The sequence below is a fragment of the Sutterella seckii genome (genome assembly GCF_009183815.1).
Lineage (GTDB): Bacteria > Pseudomonadota > Gammaproteobacteria > Burkholderiales > Burkholderiaceae_F > Sutterella > Sutterella seckii.
The window spans coordinates 1-21,946 of sequence record NZ_WEHX01000012.1; the positions used below are offsets into that span (position 1 = coordinate 1).

Here is a 21,946-nt window from a genome sequence, read left to right on the forward strand (position 1 = left end):
CTTTTCGATTCGAATTTTGTCTGGCGTCCCCATCCGGATTCGAACCGGAGTTGACAACGTGAGAGGCTGCCGTCCTAACCGCTAGACGATGGGGACATCGGCGCGAAGAGGCTCTTTGAGAAATGCCTTCCGCCAAAGTGCTCCGCCTGAAACAAAAAAGCCCTGCCGATAGAGCAGGGTTTCTTTTCGCCGTGATGCTTGGCGTCCCCATCCGGATTCGAACCGGAGTTGACAACGTGAGAGGCTGCCGTCCTAACCGCTAGACGATGGGGACATCACTGCGGAGAGGTCGAACTATACAGAAGTCTCTTCACAAAAGCAAGTGCGTCGATCCCAAAAGCTCGAAAAAAAGAAAGGGACCATCCTTTCGGACAGTCCCTTTCCTAAAGAAGTCGGAAACTGCTTCCTTTTAGGCGAGCGCCTTCGCGATGCGGGCGAGCACCTTTTCGCGGCCGATGAGGCAGAGCGTGCGGTCGATCTGCGGCGTGCGGTCGGCAACGCAGACGCCGACGCGAAGCGGCGTGGCGAGAACCTTCATCGGAATTTCGCGTTCCGTCATGACGGCCTGAATGGCGTGGTAGACGTTTTCAGGGGTGACTTCCTCGAGGGCCTTCAGCTTTTCGCCGAAGAGCGCGAGCGCTTCGCGGCCGCCGTCGGCGAGGGCCGCAGCGAGAGCTTCGGGGTCCGCATCCTTCTCAACATAGAAGAAGAGCGCGGCGTCGGCGAGCGCTTCAAGCGTGGCGCTGCGGGTCTTCAGAAGACCGCAGACCTGAACGAGGTCGGGACCATTCTCAATGAGGCCGCCGCGGGCTTCGATGCGGGGCTGAACGAGTTCCGCCAGGCGCGCGTCGTCGGCTTCCTTCATGTACTGGCCGTTCAGCCAATCGAGCTTCTTCCAGTCGATGCGGGCGGAAGCGCGCGAGCAGTCCTTGAGGTCGAAGACCTTGGCGAGCTCCTCGCGGGAGAATTTCTCCATATTGCCGTGGCCCCAGCCCAGGCGCGCGAGGTAGTTGAAGATCGCTTCGGGGAGGTAGCCCTTCTTTTCGTATTCGAGAACGGACACCGTGCCGTGGCGCTTCGAGAGCTTCTGGCCGTCCTGGCCGCAGATGAGCGGAAGGTGCGCGAAGACGGGGACCTCAGCACCGAGCGCGCGGTAGATGTTGATCTGGCGAGGGGTGTTGTTGATGTGGTCGGCGCCGCGGATCACGTGGCTCACCTTCATGTCCCAGTCGTCCACCACAACGGCGAAGTTGTAGGTGGGGATGCCGTTGCGCATGATGATGAGGTCGTCGAGTTCGGAATTCTGAACCGTGATGGGGCCGTAGACGGCATCGTCCCAGGTCACCGCGCCCTCGTCGGGGTTGCGGAAGCGGATCACGGGCTTCACGCCTTCGGGAATCGGGCGGCCCTTGCAGTTTTCAGGACGCCAGCGGCCGTCGTAGCGGGGCTTGAGGCCCTGGGCGCGCTGCGCTTCGCGAAGCTCATCGAGTTCTTCCGGGGTCGCGTAGCAGTAGTAGGCGCGGCCGTCGGCGAGCATCTGGTCGACCACTTCCTTATAGCGGGCAAGACGGTCCATCTGATAGATGGGGCCCTCGTCGTAGTCGAGGTTGAGCCACTTCATGCCGTCAAGAATCACCTGTACGGCTTCCTTGGTCGAGCGCACCTGATCGGTATCTTCGATGCGCAGGAGGAACTTGCCGCCGAAGTGACGGGCGACAGCCCAGCAGTAAATGGCCGTGCGCGCGGTACCGAGGTGCATCATGCCGGTGGGGCTCGGCGCGATGCGGGTGCGAATTTCTTTCATGTCGAAAAGCTCCGGAAAAACTCGTTCGCGTTCCGCAGGCGGCGTGGATTAAGTAAGGCCGCCCGGGAAGCGGAAAAGAAGAATTGGATATTTTAGAACGCTCAATCTTAAGCGTTTGTGCTTAGGCCCATGTGAAGTAGGTCCAGGCGGAGAAGATGACGGCAAGGATCGCTTCGCAGATGAAGATCTGCTTGAAGGACTGGAAGAAGTCGGCCTTGAAGTAGTCCACCGAAATCGTGAAGCAGAGATGCACGGGAGTGAGCATCTGGCCGATGCAGCCGAAAACCATCGCCATGCCGGCGTAGGTGAGGCTTCCCGGGGCAATCGCCGCGCAAATGGGCATCGCCATCGCGATGTAGCCCTGGGACATGCCGGTGAGAAGGCCGACCAGGACGGAGAGCATCGCGAAGATCACGGGAGTCGGAAGCGGGAGCGCCTTCAAGGCCGCGAGCGTTTCGTCAAGGACTCCGGTGCCGGAAAGAAGCGAAATGAAGTAGAGAATCATCACGACGTTGAGAAGGAGCTTCCTGTCGAAGGCCTCGAGGAAGATGTCCTTGATGGGCACGGGGCGCTTCAGGAAATAGAAGGTCGGGATGAGCGCGAGCACGGAGATGCCCATCGCGATGCCGGCGGGCATGTTGAAGATGAGCATGAGGAGAATGTTGAGAACGACCGGGGAGATCGCAAGGGCGACGTTCCCGAAGTCCGCAAGGCGCGAAGCCCCTGTCGAGACCTCTTTTTTGACGTGATCCTCGCCCTTCAGCGGCGCGAGAAGCACGAACCAGCCCACGATGAAGGTGGCTGCGGCAAACCAGATGAGATGCAGCACGAGGTCGGAGAGGTGAATGCCGGCAATCGCGCAGGCAAGGAGCATTCCGGGAACCGTCGGGCTTGAGGTCTCAAAGATGTGGCGGAAGTAGTAGTTGATGGAGGCTTTCCGAGCCGGAGAAATATTCATCCCTTCGCTTGCCGCCTGAACGATCGGGGCGGAAAAGCGGGCGCCCCCGAGCGACGGGAGAAGCCCCAGAAACGCTGGCATGACGGCGAGCGTGATGCGCGAGGAAGAGAAGAGCCGGTTCAAGGCCTCGACCATGCCTTTCAGCGTTCCGGATTTTCTCAGCTGCACCTCCAGGCACATGACGAAGTAGAGCGCGAAGATGAGGTCGTAGGTTCTCGGAAGCGTCGCCGTCTCCACGGCGCTCGACCAGAGCGTTGCGAGCGACCGGTCGTTCAGAATCCACATGACGGCGCCCGCCGCGAGAATGGCGAGGCCGATCATCACGCGAAAGCGCAGAAGCACTGCGATCGCGAGAATAGCCAGGAAGAGAATGAGGAAAATATTCATTTTTTTGAAATTTCCGAGAGAATTCCGTATCGGAACTTTCTATTTTAGGAGCGTCGGGGAGGTTCGGAATTTGAGAAAAGTCAACCCGTAAACGCGGCGAGCATGGCGCACATGATGGCCACCGATACCAGGACGGAAACGGAATTGATGTTGGCGGCGGCCTCCCAGTCGAGATTCGCCTTCATCGTGAAGATGACGCCCATGACGGGAAGCGGCGACATCATCGTGACGGCGATTGCCTGGCGCACTTCAAGGGGAAAGGGCAGCAGGAAGTAGAGGCCGACGGCGATGATCGCGTTGACGACGTAGCGCACGCACATCATTTTGAAAAGCTCGCCGAACTTTTCCCAGTTGATCGCGAGGTTGATCGAGAGCCCGATGAGGAGCATCGAGAGAAACGTATTCGCGCCGCCCACGATCTTGCAGAACTGCAGAATGGGACCGGGCACCCTGATCTCCAGGAAGGAAAGCGTGATGAGAATGAGGTACGTCCAGATGGGGGCGGCGTGCGCGAGCGTGCGGAAGACGTTCATGAGGGCTTTCAAGGCGCCGCCGTTGCCGCGGAATGCAAAGGCGTAGGTGCCGCCCGTGCACATGATGGCGTTTCCGATATCGAAGAGGCAGACGACGAGAAAGCCGAGCGGCGAAACCAGTCCCATCGTGAAGGGCATGGCGAAGGTCCCCACGTTGAAGCTCGACATGTTGAGCATGGCGAAGGGAACGGCCTTATCCCGGTCGGGACGCCGGTGCGTCATGAGCCAGGCAATGCCGATCATGATCCAGGTCGCCGTAATCGGAATGAGGATGGTAGCGAGAAGTTCGACCGGAAGAGTGACGCCGTTCAGGAACGTGATGATCGCGCAGGGAAGCGTGATGTTGAGAACGAGGAATCCCACGGGCTTCGCGAGATCTCTTGGAACAAGTCCCTGCGCGCGGATGAAGATGCCGATGAGGATGACGGCGACGTAGCCGAGGACGGTAATGAGAGCGGTCATGAGAGCTTCTCCTCTTTCTTCGCTTCCCTCGTTCCGGCACCGAGCTTCAGAACGAATTCGCGCGCATAGACCGGGATCTCCTCAATCGGGCGCAGGGCAAGGTGCCCCATCGAAAATTCGCAGCCGCACCAGAGCTGGTTGTAAAAGCCCTCTTCCTTGAGAAGCTCGCCCCGGCGCTGCTGCAGACCGCCTTTGCGCCAGTTCATGTCCCAGTAGGCCGTCCCGGGCGTGAGGCGCGCGGCTTCTTCGGCCGCCTCGCGGATCTGTTCGAGCCGCTTCCAGCGGCTACCGGCCAGCGTCGTCGTAAAGGATTCAATGCCGAGGCGCTTCGCGGTCCGGGCGGTGGCGAGCATGCGCACGCCGAAGCAGACGCGGCAGCGCGCGCCGCGCTCGGGTTCATTCTCAAGCCCCTTCACTGCCTCGCGCCAGAGCGCGTGGTCGTAGTCGCCGTCGACGAAGGGGACGCCGAGCTTTGCCGCATAGCGCTGGCATTCGTTCTTCCTCACGAGGTATTCCTCCTGGGGAAAGATGTTCGGATTGAAGTAGAAAATGGTTGGGGCGTAGTCGTGCTGAAGGAGCCATTCAAGGATGGCGCTCGAGCAGGGCGCGCAGCAGCTGTGAAGCAGTACAGGCCGTGGCATGAGGAGGTCTCGGTTGCAGGATTTTTTAGAGCAAAATTTTAGCAACCGCTCCTCTTCGGAATGACGTATCCGGTCAATGGAAAATCAAGCAAACCGCCCCTGAAGGAACCATCTTCCGGACGCATCCTCGCGGTAGAGCCAGAGCCGTTCGCCGCGAACGCTCCGGGCGCTGTAGTAGGTTCTTCCGTTTATCGCGCGGTCTTCGGCTTCGAGCTCGAGCGGCCCTTCAAGGACCGGCTGAAGCCCGCTGCCGAGCGGGAGCTCGCGCGGTTCCGCAAAGACTTCCGTCGGGAAGGGAAGTCCGCCCGCCTCGCTTCTGACCGGCGGGCGCTGGTGCGCCCGAGGGCGAAGCGTCTCGGCGGGCACGTGCCTCTGAAGCGTTTCAGGGAGCATCCTTCCCGTCCGCTCGAGCTGAAAGACGCGCCTTGAGCCGAAGCGCTCCTCGAGCTGCCTGACGAGGGAAGACGCCTCTCGGATACGCTTTTCGCCGCGCACCTTTAGCGAAAGACTCCCGAGCAGCGTCGCGGAAGCAGCTTCGAGCAAAAAGTGCGCGAGTTCCCGGGTTCGCTTTTCTGCGTCTTCCTCTTCGAAGGTGAAGACGCGCGAGTGCTCCCAAAAACGCCTGACCGGGCGGCCCGCTTCATCGCGAAGAGACGTCTCGAGCGTGAGCTGATTGAATGCTTCAGCAGCCGCCCACGAAGCGATGGCGGCAGCCATGCGCTCAGCCTGAAGGGGCTTTGCGTCGGGGTCGAGCGTTGCCCGGAGCGCCAGGGCTTCATTCATTTCCGGAAGATTCCGGACGCTCGCGCCGAATGCGCGGGCGTGCTTCACGAGACCTTCGGCATTGAAGGCTTCCGCTTCGTCTTCTGCCGAGCGCACTGCTTTCTGAAGCGCCTCCATCAGGGTGGAGGCGGATGCAGCAAAATTGTCGAAACCGAGCGCCTCAAAGCGCGCATGCGCTCTTTCGCCTTCCTCGCATCCGCAGAGAAGAAGGAGCGCCGCCGCGCCGGATCCGGGAGAACGGATGAGCCGGGCTTCCCTTGAATAGCGCTGCGCAAGAAGAAGCATCAGTGTCGTGAGTTCAGCGGCGGCGGTTGCTCTCGCATGTTCAAGGCTGAGACCGGGAAGACGCAGCAGGGCTTCTTTCTCCGTCATTCCCCGGCGGATCCCGTGCGCGTCGGCAGCGGCGTTCCTTGCTTCGATGCGGCCTTCGACCGCGAGCGCGGCGGGATCAGAAGACCGGGCTGAGTGGCGCTTCGGGTTGAGCGCCAGAAGAAGCTGCGGGAAAAAGAGAATCGTGAAATCCGGAGACATGAGATCGGGCTCGAAAAGATTTGGGGATCAGAACGCAGGGAGCGCTTCCGGGAAAAGACTCGGCTGGCAGGGGCGGGAGGTTCTTTCGTCTTTGGAAGGCTGACGATCCGGGGCATTCGCCGGCCGCTGACCGAGGGCGAGCTTCGACGGCTCGAGAAGAATTTCTTTTGCAGTATTGAGAAAAGCGTTCATCCGGGTGGCCCGGATGCGGATTGACTCAGCGCCCTCAGGCAGGAAGAGGAGCCTGAGGACCCCTTCGGGCGCGAGGCAGGCGAGTGCGGCCGGGCGGATTGCAAAAAGCGCGGCGCCGTGCGTTTGGGCGGCAAGCTGAAGCCGGCGCATGCGGATGCGGTCCTGCTTCGGCGAGAGCGCAGGGAGCCAGGCGACGACGGCCTCGGCTTCGCCGCTTGAGAGCGCGAGCTCGGCCGCGTCGAAAGCCTCCTCTGCCGTGGGCGGCACCACAAAGAGTTCCCGGGAAATATCGATTCCGAACGCTTCGAAGGCCGGGAGGAACGGCTCAAAGCCGCGCTCTGGGAGCACCCAGACGGCGGAAGCCGCATGAGAAACCGCTCCGAGAAGCATCCTGACTTCTCCGCGGCGGGATGCCGGCGCGAGGATCTCAGTAAGCCCCGCTTTTGGGAATCCTCCGTCGAGAAGGTCGTCGATCTCACGGATCCCGCAGGCAAGGCGGTTTCCGGCTTCAGCGGTTTGGGAAGCGGAGAAGATGGCCCGGCCTTTTGCGGCGAAAGCGCTCAAACGAATGCTGACTGACATGAGGAACCTCCTTTCGAGGAGAAAAGTGCGTCTCTATGTCAAAGGAGTGTACGAGAAAGAATTTTTCAGGATCATCGTTGATCTTCAACGATGATCCTGATTCTGGATATTTTGAAATTTATTCATATAAAACAATTAAATAAATGAATGATCCTCACTGCATTCATAACGGAGAAGAAAAGTGCCCGGAGCAGAATGGAGAGTGGGGTCTCTTTGTAATGCGCTCTTGGAGTAGCCTCTTTCCTCTACTCTTCTTTCAGAGTGATCTTTTCCGTGCTTCCGGCAGGGCCTGCCTGCACTCCCGCAAAGGCTCAAAGGCGCGCTTCCCTTTCAGCCGGATTGAGTCTTCCTTGACCTGAATCAATAGCGGAAAAACGCGGCGCGCCTTTTGCGCGCAAGCGCACCCGAACGCGATAACCTTTCCCGCTTGAAATCTACTTTTAAAGGAATGCCATGACCGATCTGACTCCCGGGCTGGATGCCCGGTGGAATCACGTTGTTCAGGAGCTCCATGAGGCGGAGAAGAAGGCCGGGCGGAGCGCCGGCGACGTGACGCTTCTTGCTGTCGGTAAGACCTTCAGCGCGGAGGCGCTTTTCGAGTGCGCGAAGCTCGGCGCCCGCGCCTTCGGCGAAAACTACGCTCAGGAAGGGTACTCGAAGGTGGATTGGTTTCGCGAGCACCATCCGGAGCTCGCGCTCGAATGGCATTTCATCGGGCCGCTTCAGGCCAATAAAACGCGCGGCGTTGCCGAGCGCTTCGACTGGGTGCAGTCGATTGACCGTGAAAAGATTGCCCGGCGCTTGTCCGAGCAGCGTCCGGAGGATCTTCCGCCCCTCAACCTGCTTATCGAAGTCAATATCGACGGCGAGGAATCGAAGTCGGGCGTGAAGCCCGATGCGCTCGAATCGCTCGCCGCGGAAATCGAAAAGCTTCCCCGCGTGCGGCTGCGCGGCCTGATGGCGATTCCGGCGCCTGCGGAGACCTATGAGGCCCGCATGAAGCCGCTTCTCGCGATGCGGGAGCTCTTTAATGAATTTAAAAAATCTCATCCCCATGCCGACACGCTCTCCATGGGCATGAGCGCAGATATGGACGAAGCCGTTGAAGCCGGATCCACAATGGTGCGGATCGGCCGCGCCATTTTCGGCGAACGCAATTACGCGCAAAAAGCCTGACTTGGAATTTAGGAGAGAATCATGCTGACGATAGGATTTCTGGGCGGCGGCAACATGGCCGCGGCGTTGATCGGGGGCCTTCTCAAGGAGAAGACCGAAGATCTGACGGTTCATGTGGTGGATCATCATCCGGAAAAGCTCGCGAAGCTCGAAGCCCTGGGCGCCAGAACGCACAAGGAGCCGGGCGACTGGATCACGGCCTGCGATCTTCTGGTGCTCGCCGTGAAGCCCCAGACCATGAAGGCGGCGGTGGAGCCGATCGTGAAGCTTCTGAACCCGAAGGGCGCGGCGCTTTCGATCGCCGCCGGCATCGAAGCGGGCGTTCTTTCCGGCTGGCTCGGGGGCTACCCCCTCATGCGCGCGATGCCCAATACCCCGGCGATGGTCGGAGCCGGCATTGCCGGGCTCTGGTCGCCCAAGGGGATGGACGAATCGCTTCGCGAGGCCGCGCTGCGGGTTCTGCGCGCCGGTGGCGAGGTCGTCGAAGTGAAGAATGAGTCGGAGATCGACCTTGTGGGCGCTATTCCCGGGAGCGGTCCGGCCTACGTTTTCCGCTTCATGGAGGCGCTCGAGAAGGCGGGCATCAAGCGCGGGCTCTCTGAGGAGAGCGCTCATGCGCTCGCGCTCGGGACGGTCTACGGCGCCGCAGAGCTCGCCCGCGTGTCCGGAGAGGAATTCTCGCTTCTGCGCGAAAAGGTGACGAGCAAGGGCGGCACGACGGCGAAGGCGCTCGAAGTCATGAACCGGCTCGACATCGACCGGATGATGGACGAGGCTGTGGAAGCGGCCCTGAAGCGCACGGCTGAAATGAAGGCGCTCTTTCGCTGATGGGCGACATGACGGCATGGGTGCTTGCGCTCTTTGCGAGCGACAGCATCGACATTGCGCTCTTCGTGACGGCCTTTGTGTCGGCGACGCTTTTCCCCGGGGGCTCCGAAGTGATGCTCGCCGGGGCGCTCGCCGCGCAGCCCGAGCGCTGGGTCTGGCTCCTTGCCGTCGCGACGGCAGGAAACACGCTGGGCTCAATGACTTCCTGGGTGATCGGCCGCTTCATCCCTACGGTGAAGCGGGAGACGAAGGCCGTCCTGTGGGTGAGGCGCTGGGGCGCCTGGGCGCTTCTTTTTGCGTGGCTCCCCGTTGTGGGGGATGCGATCCCTGTGGCTGCGGGGTGGCTCAGGATTGATCCGCTCATGAGCCTTCTCGCCATTGCCGTCGGCAAAGGCATCCGCTACGCCTGCGTAGCGGGAGCGGTTCTCCCGCTCGTTCTCTGAGAGGCGGCTAAAACCGCTCAAAATCATCTAACGGCGGCGATTTTTAAGGGATTCCCGCCGTTATAATTGCGAATTGCTCTCAGGCGGAGCTTCTCTCCGCCCTCATAATCATCCCCTCCGCAGAAGGTTCCGCCAGCGCTTCGGTTAATGAAAGAAGCCCCGGCTGCGAGCTCCGGACCGGGGCGCATCCCGATTTTTGTTGAGGAACGCAATGAAGATATTAGTTGCTGTGAAGCGGGTCGTTGACGCGAAGGTCAAGGTCCGCCCGCTCCCGGACCATTCCGGACCGGACATCAAGCTCGCCCGCATGGCGATGAACCCCTTCGATGAAATTGCGGTTGAAGAGGCCGTCGAGCTGAAGGAAGCCGGGAAGGCCTCAGAGGTGGTTGCCGTTTCGATCGGCGGCGCGAAGTCGGTTGATGTTCTGCGCACCGCCATGGCGATCGGCGCCGACCGCGCCATTCATGTGGTTACCGACGACGCCGTCGAACCTCTCGCTGCCGCGAAGATTCTTGCTCAGATCGTTGAGCGCGAGAAGCCCGGCATCGTGCTTCTCGGCAAGCAGGCGATTGACGACGACTGCGGTCAGACGGGCCCGATGCTTTCGGGGCTCCTGCGCTATCCGCTCGGCGCCTTTGCGAGCGAAATCGAATTCGCGGACGACGGGCGCCTCGTCGTCACGCGCGAAACCGACGGCGGCACGCAGACCGTGTCGCTCTCGATTCCTGCCGTGATCACGGCGGATCTCCGTCTTGCCGAACCCCGCTACGTGACGCTTCCCTCCATGGCGAAGGCCCGCAAGAAGCCCGTTGAGGCGATTCCCGTGGGCGAACTCGACGTCGATCTCACGCCGCGCGTGAAGACCCTTTCCGTTGAGCCGCCGCCGGCACGCAAGGCAGGCGTGATGGTTTCGAGCGTGGACGAGCTCGTTGAGAAGCTTCGCAACGAAGCGCATGTGATCTAAGGGATTTGAAGGAACGAAAGAATGACTGCGCTTCTGATTGCTGATCATGACAATGTGAATCTGCGTCCTGCGACTGCGCATGCGCTGACCGCCGTCCTCCAGATGAGCGAGCCCGTCGACATTCTGGTGGCCGGCAACGGCTGCCAGGCTGTCGCCGAGAAGGCTGCGAAGCTGAAAGGCGTGCGCACGGTGATCCTCGCCGAGAACGCAAAGCTCGCGCAGGAGCTCCCCGAGGTCCTCGCGGACCTTGTCGTAGCGGAAGCTCCCGGGTACTCACACATCTTCTTTGCCGCGACGGCGCTTGGCAAAGCCGCCATGCCCCGCGTTGCGGCGATGCTCGACCTCACGGCGATTTCCGACGTGGTGGGCGTGAAGGGTCCGAAGACCTTCGTTCGCGGCATTTATGCCGGGTCGCTTCTTGCGACGGTCGAAACCGAAGAAGTCGTCGTGGTGGGCACTGTCCGCACGACCGCCTTCGAAGCGACCGGGGAAGGCGAGGTTGCCGCCCCCATTGAAACCGTCGAATGCCCCGATGCCGACGACACCTCGCGCTTCGTGAAGTTCACGGAAACGAAGAGCGATCGTCCGGAACTCGTCTCCGCACGCGTTGTCGTCGCGGGCGGCCGCGGCCTCATCGACGAAGCGGGCTTCAAGGCCCTCGAGGAACTCGCCGACTCCTGCGGCGCTGCCATCGGCGCCACCCGTACCGCGGTCGACATGGGGCTCTGCCCCAACGACTGGCAGGTCGGTCAGACGGGCAAGATGATTGCCCCGCAGCTCTACATGGCCTTCGGCATTTCGGGCGCCATCCAGCACACGGCCGGCATCAAGGATGCCAAGGTGATCGTTGCGGTCGACAAGGACCCCGAAGCGCCGATCTTTGAAGTGGCCGATTACGGTCTCGTCGCTGACGGCGCCGAAACCTGCCGGGCGCTCAAGGGTAAGCTCGGCAAATAAGCGCATCGGTTCCCGCAGGGGAAATCAGCGCTGAGTGAGAAGCGGTCTCTGGAATTTCCGGGACCGCTTTTTCTTGCGTCGTAAGGATTATTGCGGGAGAAGCGGCAATAGGCTAGAGTTGTTCCTCGCTATTCATATTGGGAATAGCGACATTTTTTTGCTGCGGGAGACTGTTTCCTAAATGCTGAAGGCCCGATTCCGAAAGACGCTTGGCGGCTTCACGCTTGAGGCTCAACTCAACCTTGAACGCGGCATTAATGTGCTTCGAGGCGAATCGGGTGCAGGGAAGACGACGGTTGCCAATCTCCTTTCGGGCGCGATGAGGCCCGATGACGGCGAAATCGAACTTGAAGGCCTGACGGTTTATTCCCGCGCGCGCCGCATTTCGCTGCCGCCGCAGTCCCGCGGAATCGGCTTCGTCTTTCAGTCGCACCGGCTTTTTCCGCACCTCACGGTACGGGAAAACATCCTTTTCCCGAGCCTCTTCGGCGGGCGGAAGTCTGCGGTCGATTTTGACGAAACGATTGAGATTCTCGGGCTGGAGCCGCTTCTTGAGCGCCTCCCCTCGGGGCTCTCGGGCGGCGAGGCGCAGCGCGTTGCGCTCGGGCGGGCCCTCATGGGCGCCGAGCGGCTCCTCATTCTTGATGAACCCCTCTCGAGCCTTGATCCCAGGCGCCGGCACGTGCTCATGGATTTCATTGACGGCGCGTCGCGGCGAATGAATGTACCCTTCATCTACATCACGCACTCGGAAGAGGAAATGAGAAGGCTTGCCGACCGCGCCTTTCTCGTTGAGGACGGAACGATCGCCGAAATTCCGCGGAGTGCTTTTACTTAGGGAGACTCTTTCATGAAGAAAATTCTTTTGACGACTGCCGTTCTTGCAGCCTTCGGCTTTTCTGCCGGCGCCTCGGCGCAGGTGACCGTGACGACGGGCGGCGGCTATGTCAAGATGGTTGAGGCGCTTGCCGACAAGTACGAAGCGGAAACGGGCGCCAAGGTCTCGCGCGCCTTCGGCGGCAACATCGGACAGATGCTAGCTCAGGTAAAGAGCGGGAGCCCCGTGACGGTCGTGATTTCGGACGCCACGAGCCTCAAGAAGTTCACCACGGTCCTTAACGCCGATGCCGGCGTTCGCTTGGGCGACACGCCCCTGATTCTTGCCTGGAGAAAGGGCCTTGAACTCAAGGCTCCGTCGGATCTCGCGAAGCCTGATGTGAAGCGCATTGCCATGCCGGACCCCAAGGCCGCCGTCTACGGCCGCGCCGCGAAGGAATTCCTTGACGGTGCCGCTTTCGGCAAGGACGTTGCGCCCAAGATGAACGTCGTCTCCATGGTTCCGCAGGTCCTTTCCTATGTTTCCCAGGGCGAGATGGATGCGGGCTTCATTAATCTCCTCGCCGCCCGACAGGGAAAGGCGAAGCTCGGCGGCTTCATGGCGGTGAAGGAAGGGTATGAGCCCATCCGCATGACTGCGCAGCCCGTGAAGGGCGCGGAAGGCGAAGCGGCCGACGTGAAGGCGTTCCTCAAGTGGCTGGCTTCCCCTAAGGCGGATGCCATCCTCGACAAATTCGGCGTCGTCCGCTGATCGGACAAAGCGCTGATGGATTCCCTGCGCTCGCTTCTAGGGTCGCCGGAGCTCCTCTTTGCCGTGACCCTCACGGCAAAGACCTGTGCTGCCGCGGGCGCAGGCTTCATCCTCTTTGCACCCCTTCTTGCGCTCCTCTTTTCGAGGAGAAGCGCCTTCTGGGTGCGGGCCCTGAGCTTTGTCGTGACGCTCCCCCTCGTTTTCCCGCCGGTGGCGCTCGGCTACCTGCTCCTCCTCCTTTTCGGACGAGGCGGCTTATTGGGCGGGATTCTGGATGAGGCAGGACTCGCCATTGTCTTCTCAGAGAATGCGGTGTTTCTCGCCGCCTTCATTGCCGGCCTTCCCCTCGTGGTGCGTCCCATTGAGGCCGCGCTTTCGGGCGAACGCCTGAAGAGCCTTGAATTCGCCGCGTGCGTCCACGGCGCGAATGCCGTCACGGTTTTTCGGCGGGTGACGCTCCCCCTCGTGCGCGGGCAGATCCTGGCCGGACTCCTTCTCGGCATTTCCCGGGCGTCGGGCGAAGTGGGCATCACGATGATGATCGGCGGCAATATTTCGGGAAAGACGAATACGCTTTCGCTCGAAATCTTCAATGCCGTATCGCGTGCGGATTTCGACGCGGCAACAGCGCTCTGTCTTCTTCTTTCTGCGTTCACGCTCATTATTTTTGCCGTGCTCGATCGGCTGCAGCGCCGCGCGCAGGCGCTTTGACTCCAGAAACCTATCCGCTTCTGCTTGCAGAAGGCTTCTCATCTCGAGTAGAATCGCGCATTCTGTGAGACCGGGAAAGCAGTTCAAAGCCGCTCGCCCGGAATTGCACCAAACTTTCGCAGAACCGCTTCTCCCCGGGACGGGGGTTCGGTTTTGATTCAACGCACCAATGATTTAAGAGGTAACTCATGGTCATCATTCGTCTCGCCCGTGGCGGCGCCAAGAAGCGTCCCTTCTACTCCCTCAACGTTTGCGACTCCCGCTGCCGTCGTGACGGCCGCTTCATCGAGCGCGTCGGCTTCTACAACCCGATGGCTGCCGGCCAGGCTGTCAAGCTCCAGGTCAATCTCGAGCGCGTCGCTTACTGGCAGAGCAAGGGCGCCCAGCTCTCCGATACGGTTGCCCGTCTCGTCAAGGAATTCAAGGCTCAGCCGGCTCCCGCCGCTGAAGAACCTGCCAAGGCTGAATAATTTCAGTTCTTGAAGAGGACGGGATGCTTCCCTGAAGCATCTTTTGTCCCGCTAGAAAACCCCGCATCTCTTTTCGGTGCGGACTCCCGCGAAGCTTCCCGCTCGCAGATCGTGCCTCTCGTGTCAAAGCACATTGGATCAGCACCAGGGAAGGTCGCCAAAATGGGGTCCGGTATCTACGCCAGAGGAAAATGCGGGGTTTTGCTTGTCTATAACTTTCCCATTCTTCATTCGCCATGACAGATTCCGACATCTCCCGGAGCGATTCCCCGGACGAACTCATCGAGCTCGGCCGCACCGCCGGCGCCTACGGCTTCAAGGGCTGGGTGCGCATTCAGCCTGAAGGTACGGGCGAGGTGCTCCAGAAAGTGCGCGACTGGGTGCTTGTTGACCGCCTCGGCGTCAAGACGCCCGTGCACGTGAAGGGACTTCGCGTTCACGGCACGGGACTCATCGCCAAATGGGACGGATGCGAATCGAAGGAAGCGGCCGATGCCGTCCGCGTGAAGGTCGGCGTCTTGAGGAAGGACTTCCCGGCTGCCGGCAAGGATGCGGTCTGGGCGATCGACCTTGAAGGCGTTCCCGCATTCAACCGCGAGGGAAAGGAATTGGGCGTCATTGAGGGCGTGAGCTCCAACGGCGCGCAGGATCTCTTCGTCATTGAATATGAGGATGAAGCGGGCGAAAGGAAGCAGTTTCTCATCCCGAACGTCAAGGACGTTTACGTGCTTGAACTCAACCCTGAGGAAAAGCGCGCGGTCTTTGACTGGGATCCGGCCTGGCGCTGAAGTCTCAAAAGGTGAACCCCATGCGTTTTGACGTCATTACGCTTTTTCCGGAAATCTTTGCGAGCGTTCGCGACTGCGGCATCACGGCGCGGGCGAGAAAGCGCGGCCTCTGGTCCCTCAACACCTGGAACCCGCGCGATACGGCCACAGACCTTCACCGCACGATCGACGACCGGCCTTTCGGGGGCGGCCCCGGAATGGTGATGATGGCTGAGCCTCTCGCTCAGACGCTCGCTGCGATCCGTCAGTCGGGCAACACCGGCCGCGTCATGAGCTTCGCGCCCAACGGCACGCGCCTCACCGACCGGCGCGTCAGGAAAATTGCAGCGGACGATGAGCCCGTGGTGCTCGTCTGCGGACGCTACGAAGGGATTGACGAACGCTTCCTTGAAGCCGAGGTCGATGAGGTCGTGAGCCTCGGGGACTTCGTTCTTTCCGGGGGCGAAATCCCCGCCTGCGCCCTGATCGACGCCGTCGTGCGGCAGCTTCCGGGCGCCATCAAGGATCTCTCGGCTTCCGATGAGAGCTTCGCGACAGGGCTTCTCGACGCGCCGCACTATACGCGGCCCGAAGTCTGGCGCGGCATGCCGGTGCCGGAGGTGCTCCTTTCGGGGCACCACAAGAATATTGAAAAGTGGTCGCGCGAAAAAAGTCTCGAGCTCACCTTGCAGACGCGCCCCGACCTCATTACAATCGCCGATTCTTCGGGTCTGCTGACCAAGGAGGACTATAAGTTCCTCAGGTCTCTCGGCGCGAAGATCGAATCCAGGGGCGGGCGCAGATAACCCTATCCGCGCTTCCCCTTTCACAACAATCACCATCCTATCTGCGGCGGGATTTTGTCCCCTAACACTCAGGCCGCATGATGATGGCTTTGGAGCAAAAAATGAATCTCCTTCAGGTTCTTGAACAGGAAGAACTCGCCCGCGTCACCGCCGGCAAGACCATCCCCGATTTCCGCGCCGGCGACACGGTTGTCGTCTCCGTCAACGTGGTTGAAGGCTCGCGCAAGCGCGTCCAGGCCTTCGAGGGCGTCGTCATTGCCCGTCGCAACCGCGGCATCAACTCCTCGTTCATCGTTCGCAAGATCTCGTCCGGCGAAGGCGTGGAACGTTCGTTCCAGACCTACTCCCCGATGATCGCCAGCATCGAAGTGAAGCGTCACGGCGACGTCCGCCGCGCCAAGCTCTACTACCTGCGCGAACGCTCCGGCAAGGCTGCCCGCATCAAGGAACGTCTCGTCCGCAAGGTCGAAGCCTAATCCTCGAAGCGACAGGGCCGGAAGGCCCTTTGCCCGGAACCCCCTACGTTTACGAACGCCGGGGGTTTTTTATTGCCTCCGAAACCGTCTTTTCCCGCTCTTCAGGTTTTCTGCTTAGGGCGAATATCCATTGCCGTTGGAAGTGCCGCAAGGAAGAGAGGAATTCTTTCGGCCGCCTCTCTTTGGATGATCCTCTCTTTTCCTAGAATCGACAGACCCGCCCTCAAAAGGTGCCTCATGCACCAGGAATGCGGGCTTCCGAGCGCAGTTCCAAAAGCGCGCTGGCACGCAATCTGCGCTCCCATCCAATTAACGGAGAAAAGACAAAATGGCTGAAAACTACACAGTGACGCTGCCCCATTACAGCGTTGGTCCGAATTGCTACGACAATATCGGCGAAGTCACCCACTTCCTCGGCAAGACGGCTGCCGTGGTGGGCGGTGAAACGGCCCTTGAAAAGGCGGGTCCGCAGCTGCGTGCGGGTCTCGAAAAGGCCGGCATTGAAATCGTCGACTGGTTCGTCTACGGCAAGGACGCCACGATGGCCAACGTCGAGCGCATCACCTCGAACGAAAAGGTGAAGGGCGCCGACATGATTTTCGGCGTGGGCGGCGGCCGTGCGGTCGATACGGTGAAGACCGCGGCCGACATTCTCGACAAGCCCTTCCTTTCGGTTCCGACCGTGGCTTCCAACTGCGCCCCGGTGACGGCGATTGCGGTCATCTACAAAGAGAACGGCGCGCTTGACCACTACCACTTCCCGAAGCGCTGCGCGACGCACTGCTTCATCAACACTTCGATTATTCTCGACAGCCCCGAGAAGCTCTTCTGGGCGGGCATCGGCGACGCGCTCTCGAAGCAGGCGGAAAGCCAGCTTGCCTCGCGCGGCAAGGCCCTCTCCCACACGCCGCTCCTGGGCGTCCAGGTGGGTCTCGTCTGCGAAGAGCCGCTCCTTACCTACGGCCGTCAGGCGCTCTTCGACTTCCGCGAAGGCAAGGTTACCGAGGCCTTCACGGAATCGGTCCTCGACATCATTATTTCGACCGGCATTACGTCGAATCTCGTGACGACAAAGGACAGCTACTACTACAACTCCTCGCTCGCCCACTGCTTCTACAACGCCTCCATGGTGCTCCCCGTCATTCACAAGCATCTCCACGGCGAAGTCGTGAGCTTCGGCACGCTCGTCCTCCATGCGGTCGACGGCAACGACGAAGCGCTCGAGCGCATGCTTGAGTTCAACCGCGTCCTCGGCCTCCCGGTGACGCTCGGCGAACTCGACATTACGAAGCCCGAAGAGGTCGATGCCCTCGTTGATCGTGCCGTCACGATTAAGGAATGGACCTGCGTGCCCTACGAAATGACGAAGGAAAAGTTCCGCGCCGGCATCTACAAGGTCGATGCGCTCGGCCGCGAACTCCTCGCCAATAAGTAACCGGCTTCGAAGTTCGAAGACAAAAAGAAAAAGCCGCTGCGCTTCTCCGTCGCAGCGGCTTTTCTTTTGACTGAAAGCCTTCTCTTAATTGGCCGCAGGCTTTCTGCGGTTGCTTCCCGCCACCATGTCGAAGCGGAAGAAGCGGCATTCAAGGGGCCCGTTGAAGAGCACGATCTTGCGGGATTCCTTGAGGCGCATCTGGCCGGGAAGCAGCCTGTCGGACGTGAGAAGCCACGCGGTCCACCCGGGGAAGTTGCTTTTGAGCGCGGCAGCGAAGTCGCGCATCATCGCGGCGATCGATGCGGACTTGGGGTTTGACTGTTCGCCGTAGGGGGGATTGGCGATGACGAGACCGGCTTCCGCGCCTTCAGGCGCCTGAATCTCACGGGCATCGCCCTGACTGAAGAGGAGGCGCCCGTCGTCGATCATGGCGCCGAAGCCCGCGCGGCGCGCGTTCTCAATTGCCTTCTCAACGACGATTGAGGAAATGTCGTGCGCTTCAATGCGGACCTTCGCGTGAAGGTTCACGGCTGCCCGGGCATCTTCCTTCATTTCCTGCCAGAGGTCGAGGTCGAACCCGGAGAGGGATTCAAATGCAAAGGAGCGGTTGAGGCCCGGCGCCATGTTGGCGGCGATGGAGGTCGCTTCAATTGCGATCGTGCCGGAGCCGCAGAAGGGGTCAACGAGGGGCTTCTCAGGGGTCCATCCTGAGAGCGCAAGAAGCGCCGCCGCGAGGTTTTCCTTGAGAGGAGCTTCGCCGTGCTCGAGGCGCCAGCCGCGCTTGAAGAGCGATTCGCCGGCGAGATCGATGTAGAAGCTCACGTGGTCGAACGTGAAGTAGGCTTCAAGGCGCACGTCCGGGCGGCGGCGGTCGACGGAAGGACGGCGGCCGGCTAGCTCATTAAAGCGGTCGCAGAGGCCGTCCTTGATGCGAAGCGTCGCGAAGTCAAGGCTTTCGAGCGGGCAGCGGTTTGCGGTCGAATGGATGCGGAAGGTGACGTCGGGACCGAACCACTTATCCCAGGGCGTTCTGCGCGCAATGGAATAGACGTCGCGGCTGTCCCAGTATTCGTCGAAGGCGACGCGCAGAAGAACGCGGGTCGCATACCGGGAGTGAAGGCACACGGCCATGCCAAGGTCGAGACCGCCCGCAAAGGAAACGCCGCCCTTGCCGGGACGGACGAGATCGGGATCAGCGTTGAGCGCAAGAATTTCCCGGGAGAGAAGCTCTTCGAGCCCGAAGGGGCAGGGCGCATGAAAGACAAAGCTCGGCATGAGGATTTCAGTGTGAGGTCGAAAGTAAAAAAATCGAGCCCTTATTTTAAAGGGCCCGATGGCGGATTCGAAGAGGCGTCCGGGAGGAGGTCAGGAGCGCAAGACAAAAATTACGTCTGATCTCTGGTTTTCAATTGTTCGAGTAAAAATAATTCAAAGTACTATCAATCAAGAACGCCCTTCGCCGTGTCCGTACACAACGTACTTGAGGGACGTGAGTCCTTCAAGACCCACAGGGCCCCTCGCATGAAGGCGGTCGGTGGAAATCCCGATTTCAGCCCCGAGCCCGTACTCAAACCCATCGGCAAAGCGCGTTGATGCGTTCACCATGACGGAGCTTGAGTCCACTTCTCGCAGGAACCTCTCCGCAGACCTGACGCTGTCGGTAAGAATGGCGTCGGTGTGGCGCGAGCTGTGGCGGTCGATGAAGTCGATCGCCTCAGTGAGGCTCGAGACCACGGCAATGCTGATGATGGGGGCGTTGTATTCCGTGTCCCAGTCTTCAGGAACTGCCGGAACGACGGGAAGCCCCGCATTTTGAAGAATCCTGAGCGCTTTCTCGTCGGCTCGCATTTCGACCGATTTATCTGCATAAATCCTGCCGATAAGGGGAAGGAAGGCCTGAGCCTGGGCTTCATGGACGAGAAGCGTTTCCGTCGCATTGCAGGGCGAGAAGCGCTGGGTCTTCGCGTTGTCAGCAACCTTTACGGCCATGTCAAGGTCGACGACCTCATCGACATAGGTGTGGCAGATGCCGTTCAAGTGCTTGATCATCGGCACGGTCGCCTCGGCCATGAGGCGCGAAATGAGGCTTTTGCCGCCTCTCGGGATGAGAACGTCGACATAGTCGCGGGCGCGAATGAGTTCGCCTACGAGTGCGCGGTCGGAGCTAGGAATAAGCTGAACGGCCTCTGCGGGAAGACCTGCAGTGCGAAGGCCTTCGGCAACAACGCGGGCGAGCGCGCGATTGCTTTCAAGCGCTTCGTGGCCGCCTCGCAGAATGACGGCATTGCCGGATTTAAGGCCGAGGGCCGCGGCGTCCACCGTCACATTGGGGCGGGACTCATAGATCATCGCAATGACGCCGAGGGGCACGCGCATGCGGCCGACTTCAATGCCGGAGGGCATCGGGCGGACTTCTGAAATCGTTCCGATGGGGTCGGGAAGATCGGCAATCTGAATCACGCCTTCCGCCATCCGTTCGAGAACGGCCTTCGTGATCGTGAGGCGATCGACAAAGGCTTCGCTCAGGCCTTCGGCGCGAGCGGCTTCAAGATCCTTTTCGTTCGCGCAGCGGATCTCCGCTTCGCGTTCGATCAGGAGCTTTGCAATGGTTCTGAGCGCCAGATTCTTCTCTGCCGTCCGGGCGCGGGCCATCTCGCGCGAGGCGCGGCGGGCAGCTTTTCCGATTGATTCAATGAGTTCCTTGGGCGACATGGATCCCGGCATGGGTATGGTCTCCAGAAGAGAAAATCGCTCGTCTTTGCGAGTGCAGGGGATTCCTCATTCTAAGGAGCGCCGGGAAGGCTGTGGCGGGCCTTCACCGCGAACGCGCAAGGAAGAGCGAGACGCTTTTGAGCTCAATCCACGGATCGGAATCGCGCTCCGGCACGTCGAGGCCTTTGGAGATCCGGTCAATGTCGGCGAGAACGGAAAGGGCGGCAGTGAGTTTCTGAAGCTTGAGGCGGCGCGCTCCCGCCTTGAGAGCGGGCGTGGCAAAGACGCCCTTCACGAAGCTCTGACCGGCTTCCTGAGCGGTGCGGAGCTTCACAAGGTTTCTCAACTGCGAGGTGAGGACCATCAGAACGAGAGGAAAGACCTCGCCCTGCGCTTCTAGACCATCAATGATGCGCGATACGCGGTCGGAGGCGCCCAGGCAGATGGCGTCGACGAGTCCCTCGATGGTGTAGCGCGAGCAGTTCCCGACGGAGGCTTCAATGTTTTCGCGGGTGAGCTCTCCCTGCGGGAAGAGGAGGGAAAGCTTGTCGATTTCCTGGCGGGCGGCAAGGAGGTTTCCTTCCACCAGATCGGCAAAGGATTCAAGCACGTCGCGCGAGGCCTTCTGGCCGTGCTTTGCCATGCGGGCCGCAATCCAGGCCGGGAGCTGCGGACGTGGAATCGGGTCGCAGTCGACGACGGTGCACTTTTCCGAGAGCGCCTTCCACCAGGAGGCCTTTACGCCCTGCCAGTCGGGTCTCGGGAGCGTAAAGAGCGTGATGACGCCTTCAACCGGGGGAATCGCGAGGAAGTCCTGAATGGCCTTCGCACCCTTGACGCCGGGCTTTCCGCCGGGAAGGCGGACTTCGAGAAACTTCCGGTCGTCGAACATGCCGATCGAAGCCGCCGCATCCATGAGCTGAGACCAGTCGGCAGTGCCCGACATTTCAAGTACCTGCCGATCGCTGTAGCCGAGCTCCTTCGCCCGGTGCCGGATAAGGTCGCCCGATTCGAGCATCAGGAGCGGTTCGCTTCCCGTGGCAAGCCAGAAGGGCGCGAGCGAATCCGAGCGGCCGAGCCAGGCTTCGAGCTGAGGCGCGGCGATGCTCATTTCTGCTCAGGGGTGCGCGCAGCCTCAAGGCGGCGCACGATCTGGTTGATGAGGTCGTTCTCCATGTCGATGTAGAGCACTTCCTCTTCCTTTTCGCGCGAAAGGAATTCGCTTTCGGTGTACGTGATGTCGCGGTTCGCAATGAGGCGCGTCGTATCGACGTATTCGTAGCCTTCGGGCGAGGTGCAGCGGAATTCGAGCGTGAGCGTGAGTTCATACTCGCGGGCTCGCCCGGCATCGTTGATGGTGAGGATGTCGCGCGAGCGCGTCATGGAGAGGAGCTCGAGAATGGCGTCCGCCTCGCGCGGCGAGGAGACGCAGCGGATGCTTGAGCCCGATTCGATCATGCGCTTCAGGAGGCCGGAAAAGCGCGTGTTTTCCGTCATCTGAAGGTAGAGCGTCTCAAAGGGCGCATCAAAGTGTCCGCGAAGGCGGAATCCGCACCCCGCAAGAAGCGTGGAGCCGAGAAGTGCGCCGCTGGCGCTGAGGATCTGACGGCGGGTAAGTCGCTCGAACATTTTGAAGTGTGTGCCCTGGGAGCTCGCGGAAGGTCTGCCGGCTTCGCGCTCCGGGGAGATCATCGTCCCTCAGTGCGGCCGGGTGGAGTCCATTGATTATAGAGGTTTGCC

At 60.7% G+C, this 21,946-nt stretch carries 23 protein-coding genes and 2 tRNA genes; 13 read left to right on the plus strand and 12 right to left on the minus strand.

From position 1 onward, the window contains the following. Window positions 1-21 precede the first annotated feature (21 nt). The 8 genes from GBM95_RS03490 to GBM95_RS03525 form a co-directional block, all read right to left on the minus strand. A tRNA-Glu gene (locus GBM95_RS03490) sits at window positions 22-96 on the minus strand. A 103-nt stretch (window positions 97-199) separates the two neighbouring features. Continuing rightward, window positions 200-274, minus strand: a tRNA-Glu gene (locus GBM95_RS03495). Between the two features lie 135 nt (window positions 275-409). Then, window positions 410-1,804, minus strand: a complete 1,395-nt coding sequence (gltX, locus tag GBM95_RS03500; RefSeq protein WP_152157814.1) for a glutamate--tRNA ligase — start codon at window positions 1,802-1,804, stop codon at window positions 410-412. A gap of 121 nt (window positions 1,805-1,925) precedes the next feature. Beyond that, window positions 1,926-3,149: a DUF401 family protein gene (locus tag GBM95_RS03505; protein WP_152157815.1), complete on the minus strand. Its 1,224-nt coding sequence runs from the start codon at window positions 3,147-3,149 to the stop codon at window positions 1,926-1,928. A gap of 80 nt (window positions 3,150-3,229) precedes the next feature. Continuing rightward, entirely contained in the window at window positions 3,230-4,144 is a 915-nt protein-coding gene (locus GBM95_RS03510; RefSeq protein ID WP_152157816.1) for an AEC family transporter, read from the minus strand. Then, window positions 4,141-4,785, minus strand: coding sequence for an epoxyqueuosine reductase QueH (locus GBM95_RS03515; protein WP_152157817.1), 645 nt, complete (start codon window positions 4,783-4,785; stop codon window positions 4,141-4,143). Before GBM95_RS03515 ends, GBM95_RS03510 begins: the two co-directional genes overlap by 4 nt. A gap of 84 nt (window positions 4,786-4,869) precedes the next feature. Then, complete coding sequence (locus GBM95_RS03520; RefSeq protein ID WP_152157818.1) at window positions 4,870-6,099, minus strand: hypothetical protein; 1,230 nt, start codon at window positions 6,097-6,099, stop codon at window positions 4,870-4,872. 27 nt (window positions 6,100-6,126) lie between these two features. Beyond that, complete coding sequence (locus GBM95_RS03525; RefSeq protein WP_152157819.1) at window positions 6,127-6,873, minus strand: hypothetical protein; 747 nt, start codon at window positions 6,871-6,873, stop codon at window positions 6,127-6,129. 453 nt (window positions 6,874-7,326) lie between these two features. Between GBM95_RS03525 and GBM95_RS03530 the strand changes: the two genes are divergently transcribed. The 13 genes from GBM95_RS03530 to GBM95_RS03590 all read left to right on the plus strand — a co-directional run bounded on the left by GBM95_RS03530 (window position 7,327) and on the right by GBM95_RS03590 (window position 17,494). Beyond that, window positions 7,327-8,049, plus strand: a complete 723-nt coding sequence (locus GBM95_RS03530) for a YggS family pyridoxal phosphate-dependent enzyme (protein WP_152157820.1) — start codon at window positions 7,327-7,329, stop codon at window positions 8,047-8,049. Window positions 8,050-8,070: 21 nt separating this feature from the next. Beyond that, on the plus strand, window positions 8,071-8,877 hold the full coding sequence (gene proC / locus GBM95_RS03535) for a pyrroline-5-carboxylate reductase (protein WP_152157821.1): 807 nt from the start codon (window positions 8,071-8,073) through the stop codon (window positions 8,875-8,877). After that, window positions 8,877-9,320: a YqaA family protein gene (locus GBM95_RS03540; protein WP_152157822.1), complete on the plus strand. Its 444-nt coding sequence runs from the start codon at window positions 8,877-8,879 to the stop codon at window positions 9,318-9,320. The genes proC and GBM95_RS03540 overlap by 1 nt, the downstream gene beginning before the upstream one ends. Window positions 9,321-9,531: 211 nt before the next feature. Beyond that, a complete protein-coding gene (locus GBM95_RS03545) occupies window positions 9,532-10,284 on the plus strand; it encodes an electron transfer flavoprotein subunit beta/FixA family protein (RefSeq protein ID WP_152157823.1) in 753 nt (250 codons plus the stop codon). A 21-nt stretch (window positions 10,285-10,305) separates the two neighbouring features. Beyond that, entirely contained in the window at window positions 10,306-11,241 is a 936-nt protein-coding gene (locus GBM95_RS03550) for an electron transfer flavoprotein subunit alpha/FixB family protein (protein WP_152157824.1), read from the plus strand. A gap of 181 nt (window positions 11,242-11,422) precedes the next feature. Continuing rightward, on the plus strand, window positions 11,423-12,079 hold the full coding sequence (locus tag GBM95_RS03555) for an ATP-binding cassette domain-containing protein (protein ID WP_152157825.1): 657 nt from the start codon (window positions 11,423-11,425) through the stop codon (window positions 12,077-12,079). 12 nt (window positions 12,080-12,091) lie between these two features. Continuing rightward, window positions 12,092-12,829, plus strand: a complete 738-nt coding sequence (gene modA, locus GBM95_RS03560) for a molybdate ABC transporter substrate-binding protein (protein WP_152157826.1) — start codon at window positions 12,092-12,094, stop codon at window positions 12,827-12,829. Between the two features lie 15 nt (window positions 12,830-12,844). After that, on the plus strand, window positions 12,845-13,540 hold the full coding sequence (locus tag GBM95_RS03565) for a molybdate ABC transporter permease subunit (RefSeq protein ID WP_226963141.1): 696 nt from the start codon (window positions 12,845-12,847) through the stop codon (window positions 13,538-13,540). A gap of 188 nt (window positions 13,541-13,728) precedes the next feature. Beyond that, complete coding sequence (gene rpsP / locus GBM95_RS03570) at window positions 13,729-14,010, plus strand: 30S ribosomal protein S16 (RefSeq protein WP_152157828.1); 282 nt, start codon at window positions 13,729-13,731, stop codon at window positions 14,008-14,010. Window positions 14,011-14,246: 236 nt separating this feature from the next. Continuing rightward, the gene (gene rimM, locus GBM95_RS03575; protein ID WP_152157829.1) at window positions 14,247-14,798 is read left to right on the plus strand and encodes a ribosome maturation factor RimM; all 552 of its coding nucleotides are present in this window, start codon (window positions 14,247-14,249) and stop codon (window positions 14,796-14,798) included. Window positions 14,799-14,818: 20 nt separating this feature from the next. Next, window positions 14,819-15,583, plus strand: coding sequence for a tRNA (guanosine(37)-N1)-methyltransferase TrmD (gene trmD, locus GBM95_RS03580; protein WP_152157830.1), 765 nt, complete (start codon window positions 14,819-14,821; stop codon window positions 15,581-15,583). A 101-nt stretch (window positions 15,584-15,684) separates the two neighbouring features. Next, window positions 15,685-16,059 carry a 50S ribosomal protein L19 gene (rplS, locus tag GBM95_RS03585; protein WP_152157831.1) on the plus strand — a complete coding sequence of 125 codons (375 nt, stop codon included), beginning with the start codon at window positions 15,685-15,687 and terminating at the stop codon, window positions 16,057-16,059. A 328-nt stretch (window positions 16,060-16,387) separates the two neighbouring features. After that, entirely contained in the window at window positions 16,388-17,494 is a 1,107-nt protein-coding gene (locus GBM95_RS03590) for an iron-containing alcohol dehydrogenase family protein (RefSeq protein ID WP_152157832.1), read from the plus strand. A gap of 84 nt (window positions 17,495-17,578) precedes the next feature. Here GBM95_RS03590 and GBM95_RS03595 read toward each other — a convergent pair whose 3' ends face one another. The 4 genes from GBM95_RS03595 to GBM95_RS03610 form a co-directional block, all read right to left on the minus strand. After that, on the minus strand, window positions 17,579-18,769 hold the full coding sequence (locus GBM95_RS03595) for a THUMP domain-containing class I SAM-dependent RNA methyltransferase (protein WP_152157833.1): 1,191 nt from the start codon (window positions 18,767-18,769) through the stop codon (window positions 17,579-17,581). Window positions 18,770-18,937: 168 nt separating this feature from the next. Then, a complete protein-coding gene (locus GBM95_RS03600) occupies window positions 18,938-20,206 on the minus strand; it encodes a glutamate-5-semialdehyde dehydrogenase (RefSeq protein WP_374046851.1) in 1,269 nt (422 codons plus the stop codon). A 103-nt stretch (window positions 20,207-20,309) separates the two neighbouring features. Next, a complete protein-coding gene (gene holA, locus GBM95_RS03605; protein ID WP_152157835.1) occupies window positions 20,310-21,317 on the minus strand; it encodes a DNA polymerase III subunit delta in 1,008 nt (335 codons plus the stop codon). Next, on the minus strand, window positions 21,314-21,835 hold the full coding sequence (locus GBM95_RS03610) for an LPS-assembly lipoprotein LptE (RefSeq protein WP_152157836.1): 522 nt from the start codon (window positions 21,833-21,835) through the stop codon (window positions 21,314-21,316). Before GBM95_RS03610 ends, holA begins: the two co-directional genes overlap by 4 nt. Window positions 21,836-21,946 lie beyond the last annotated feature (111 nt).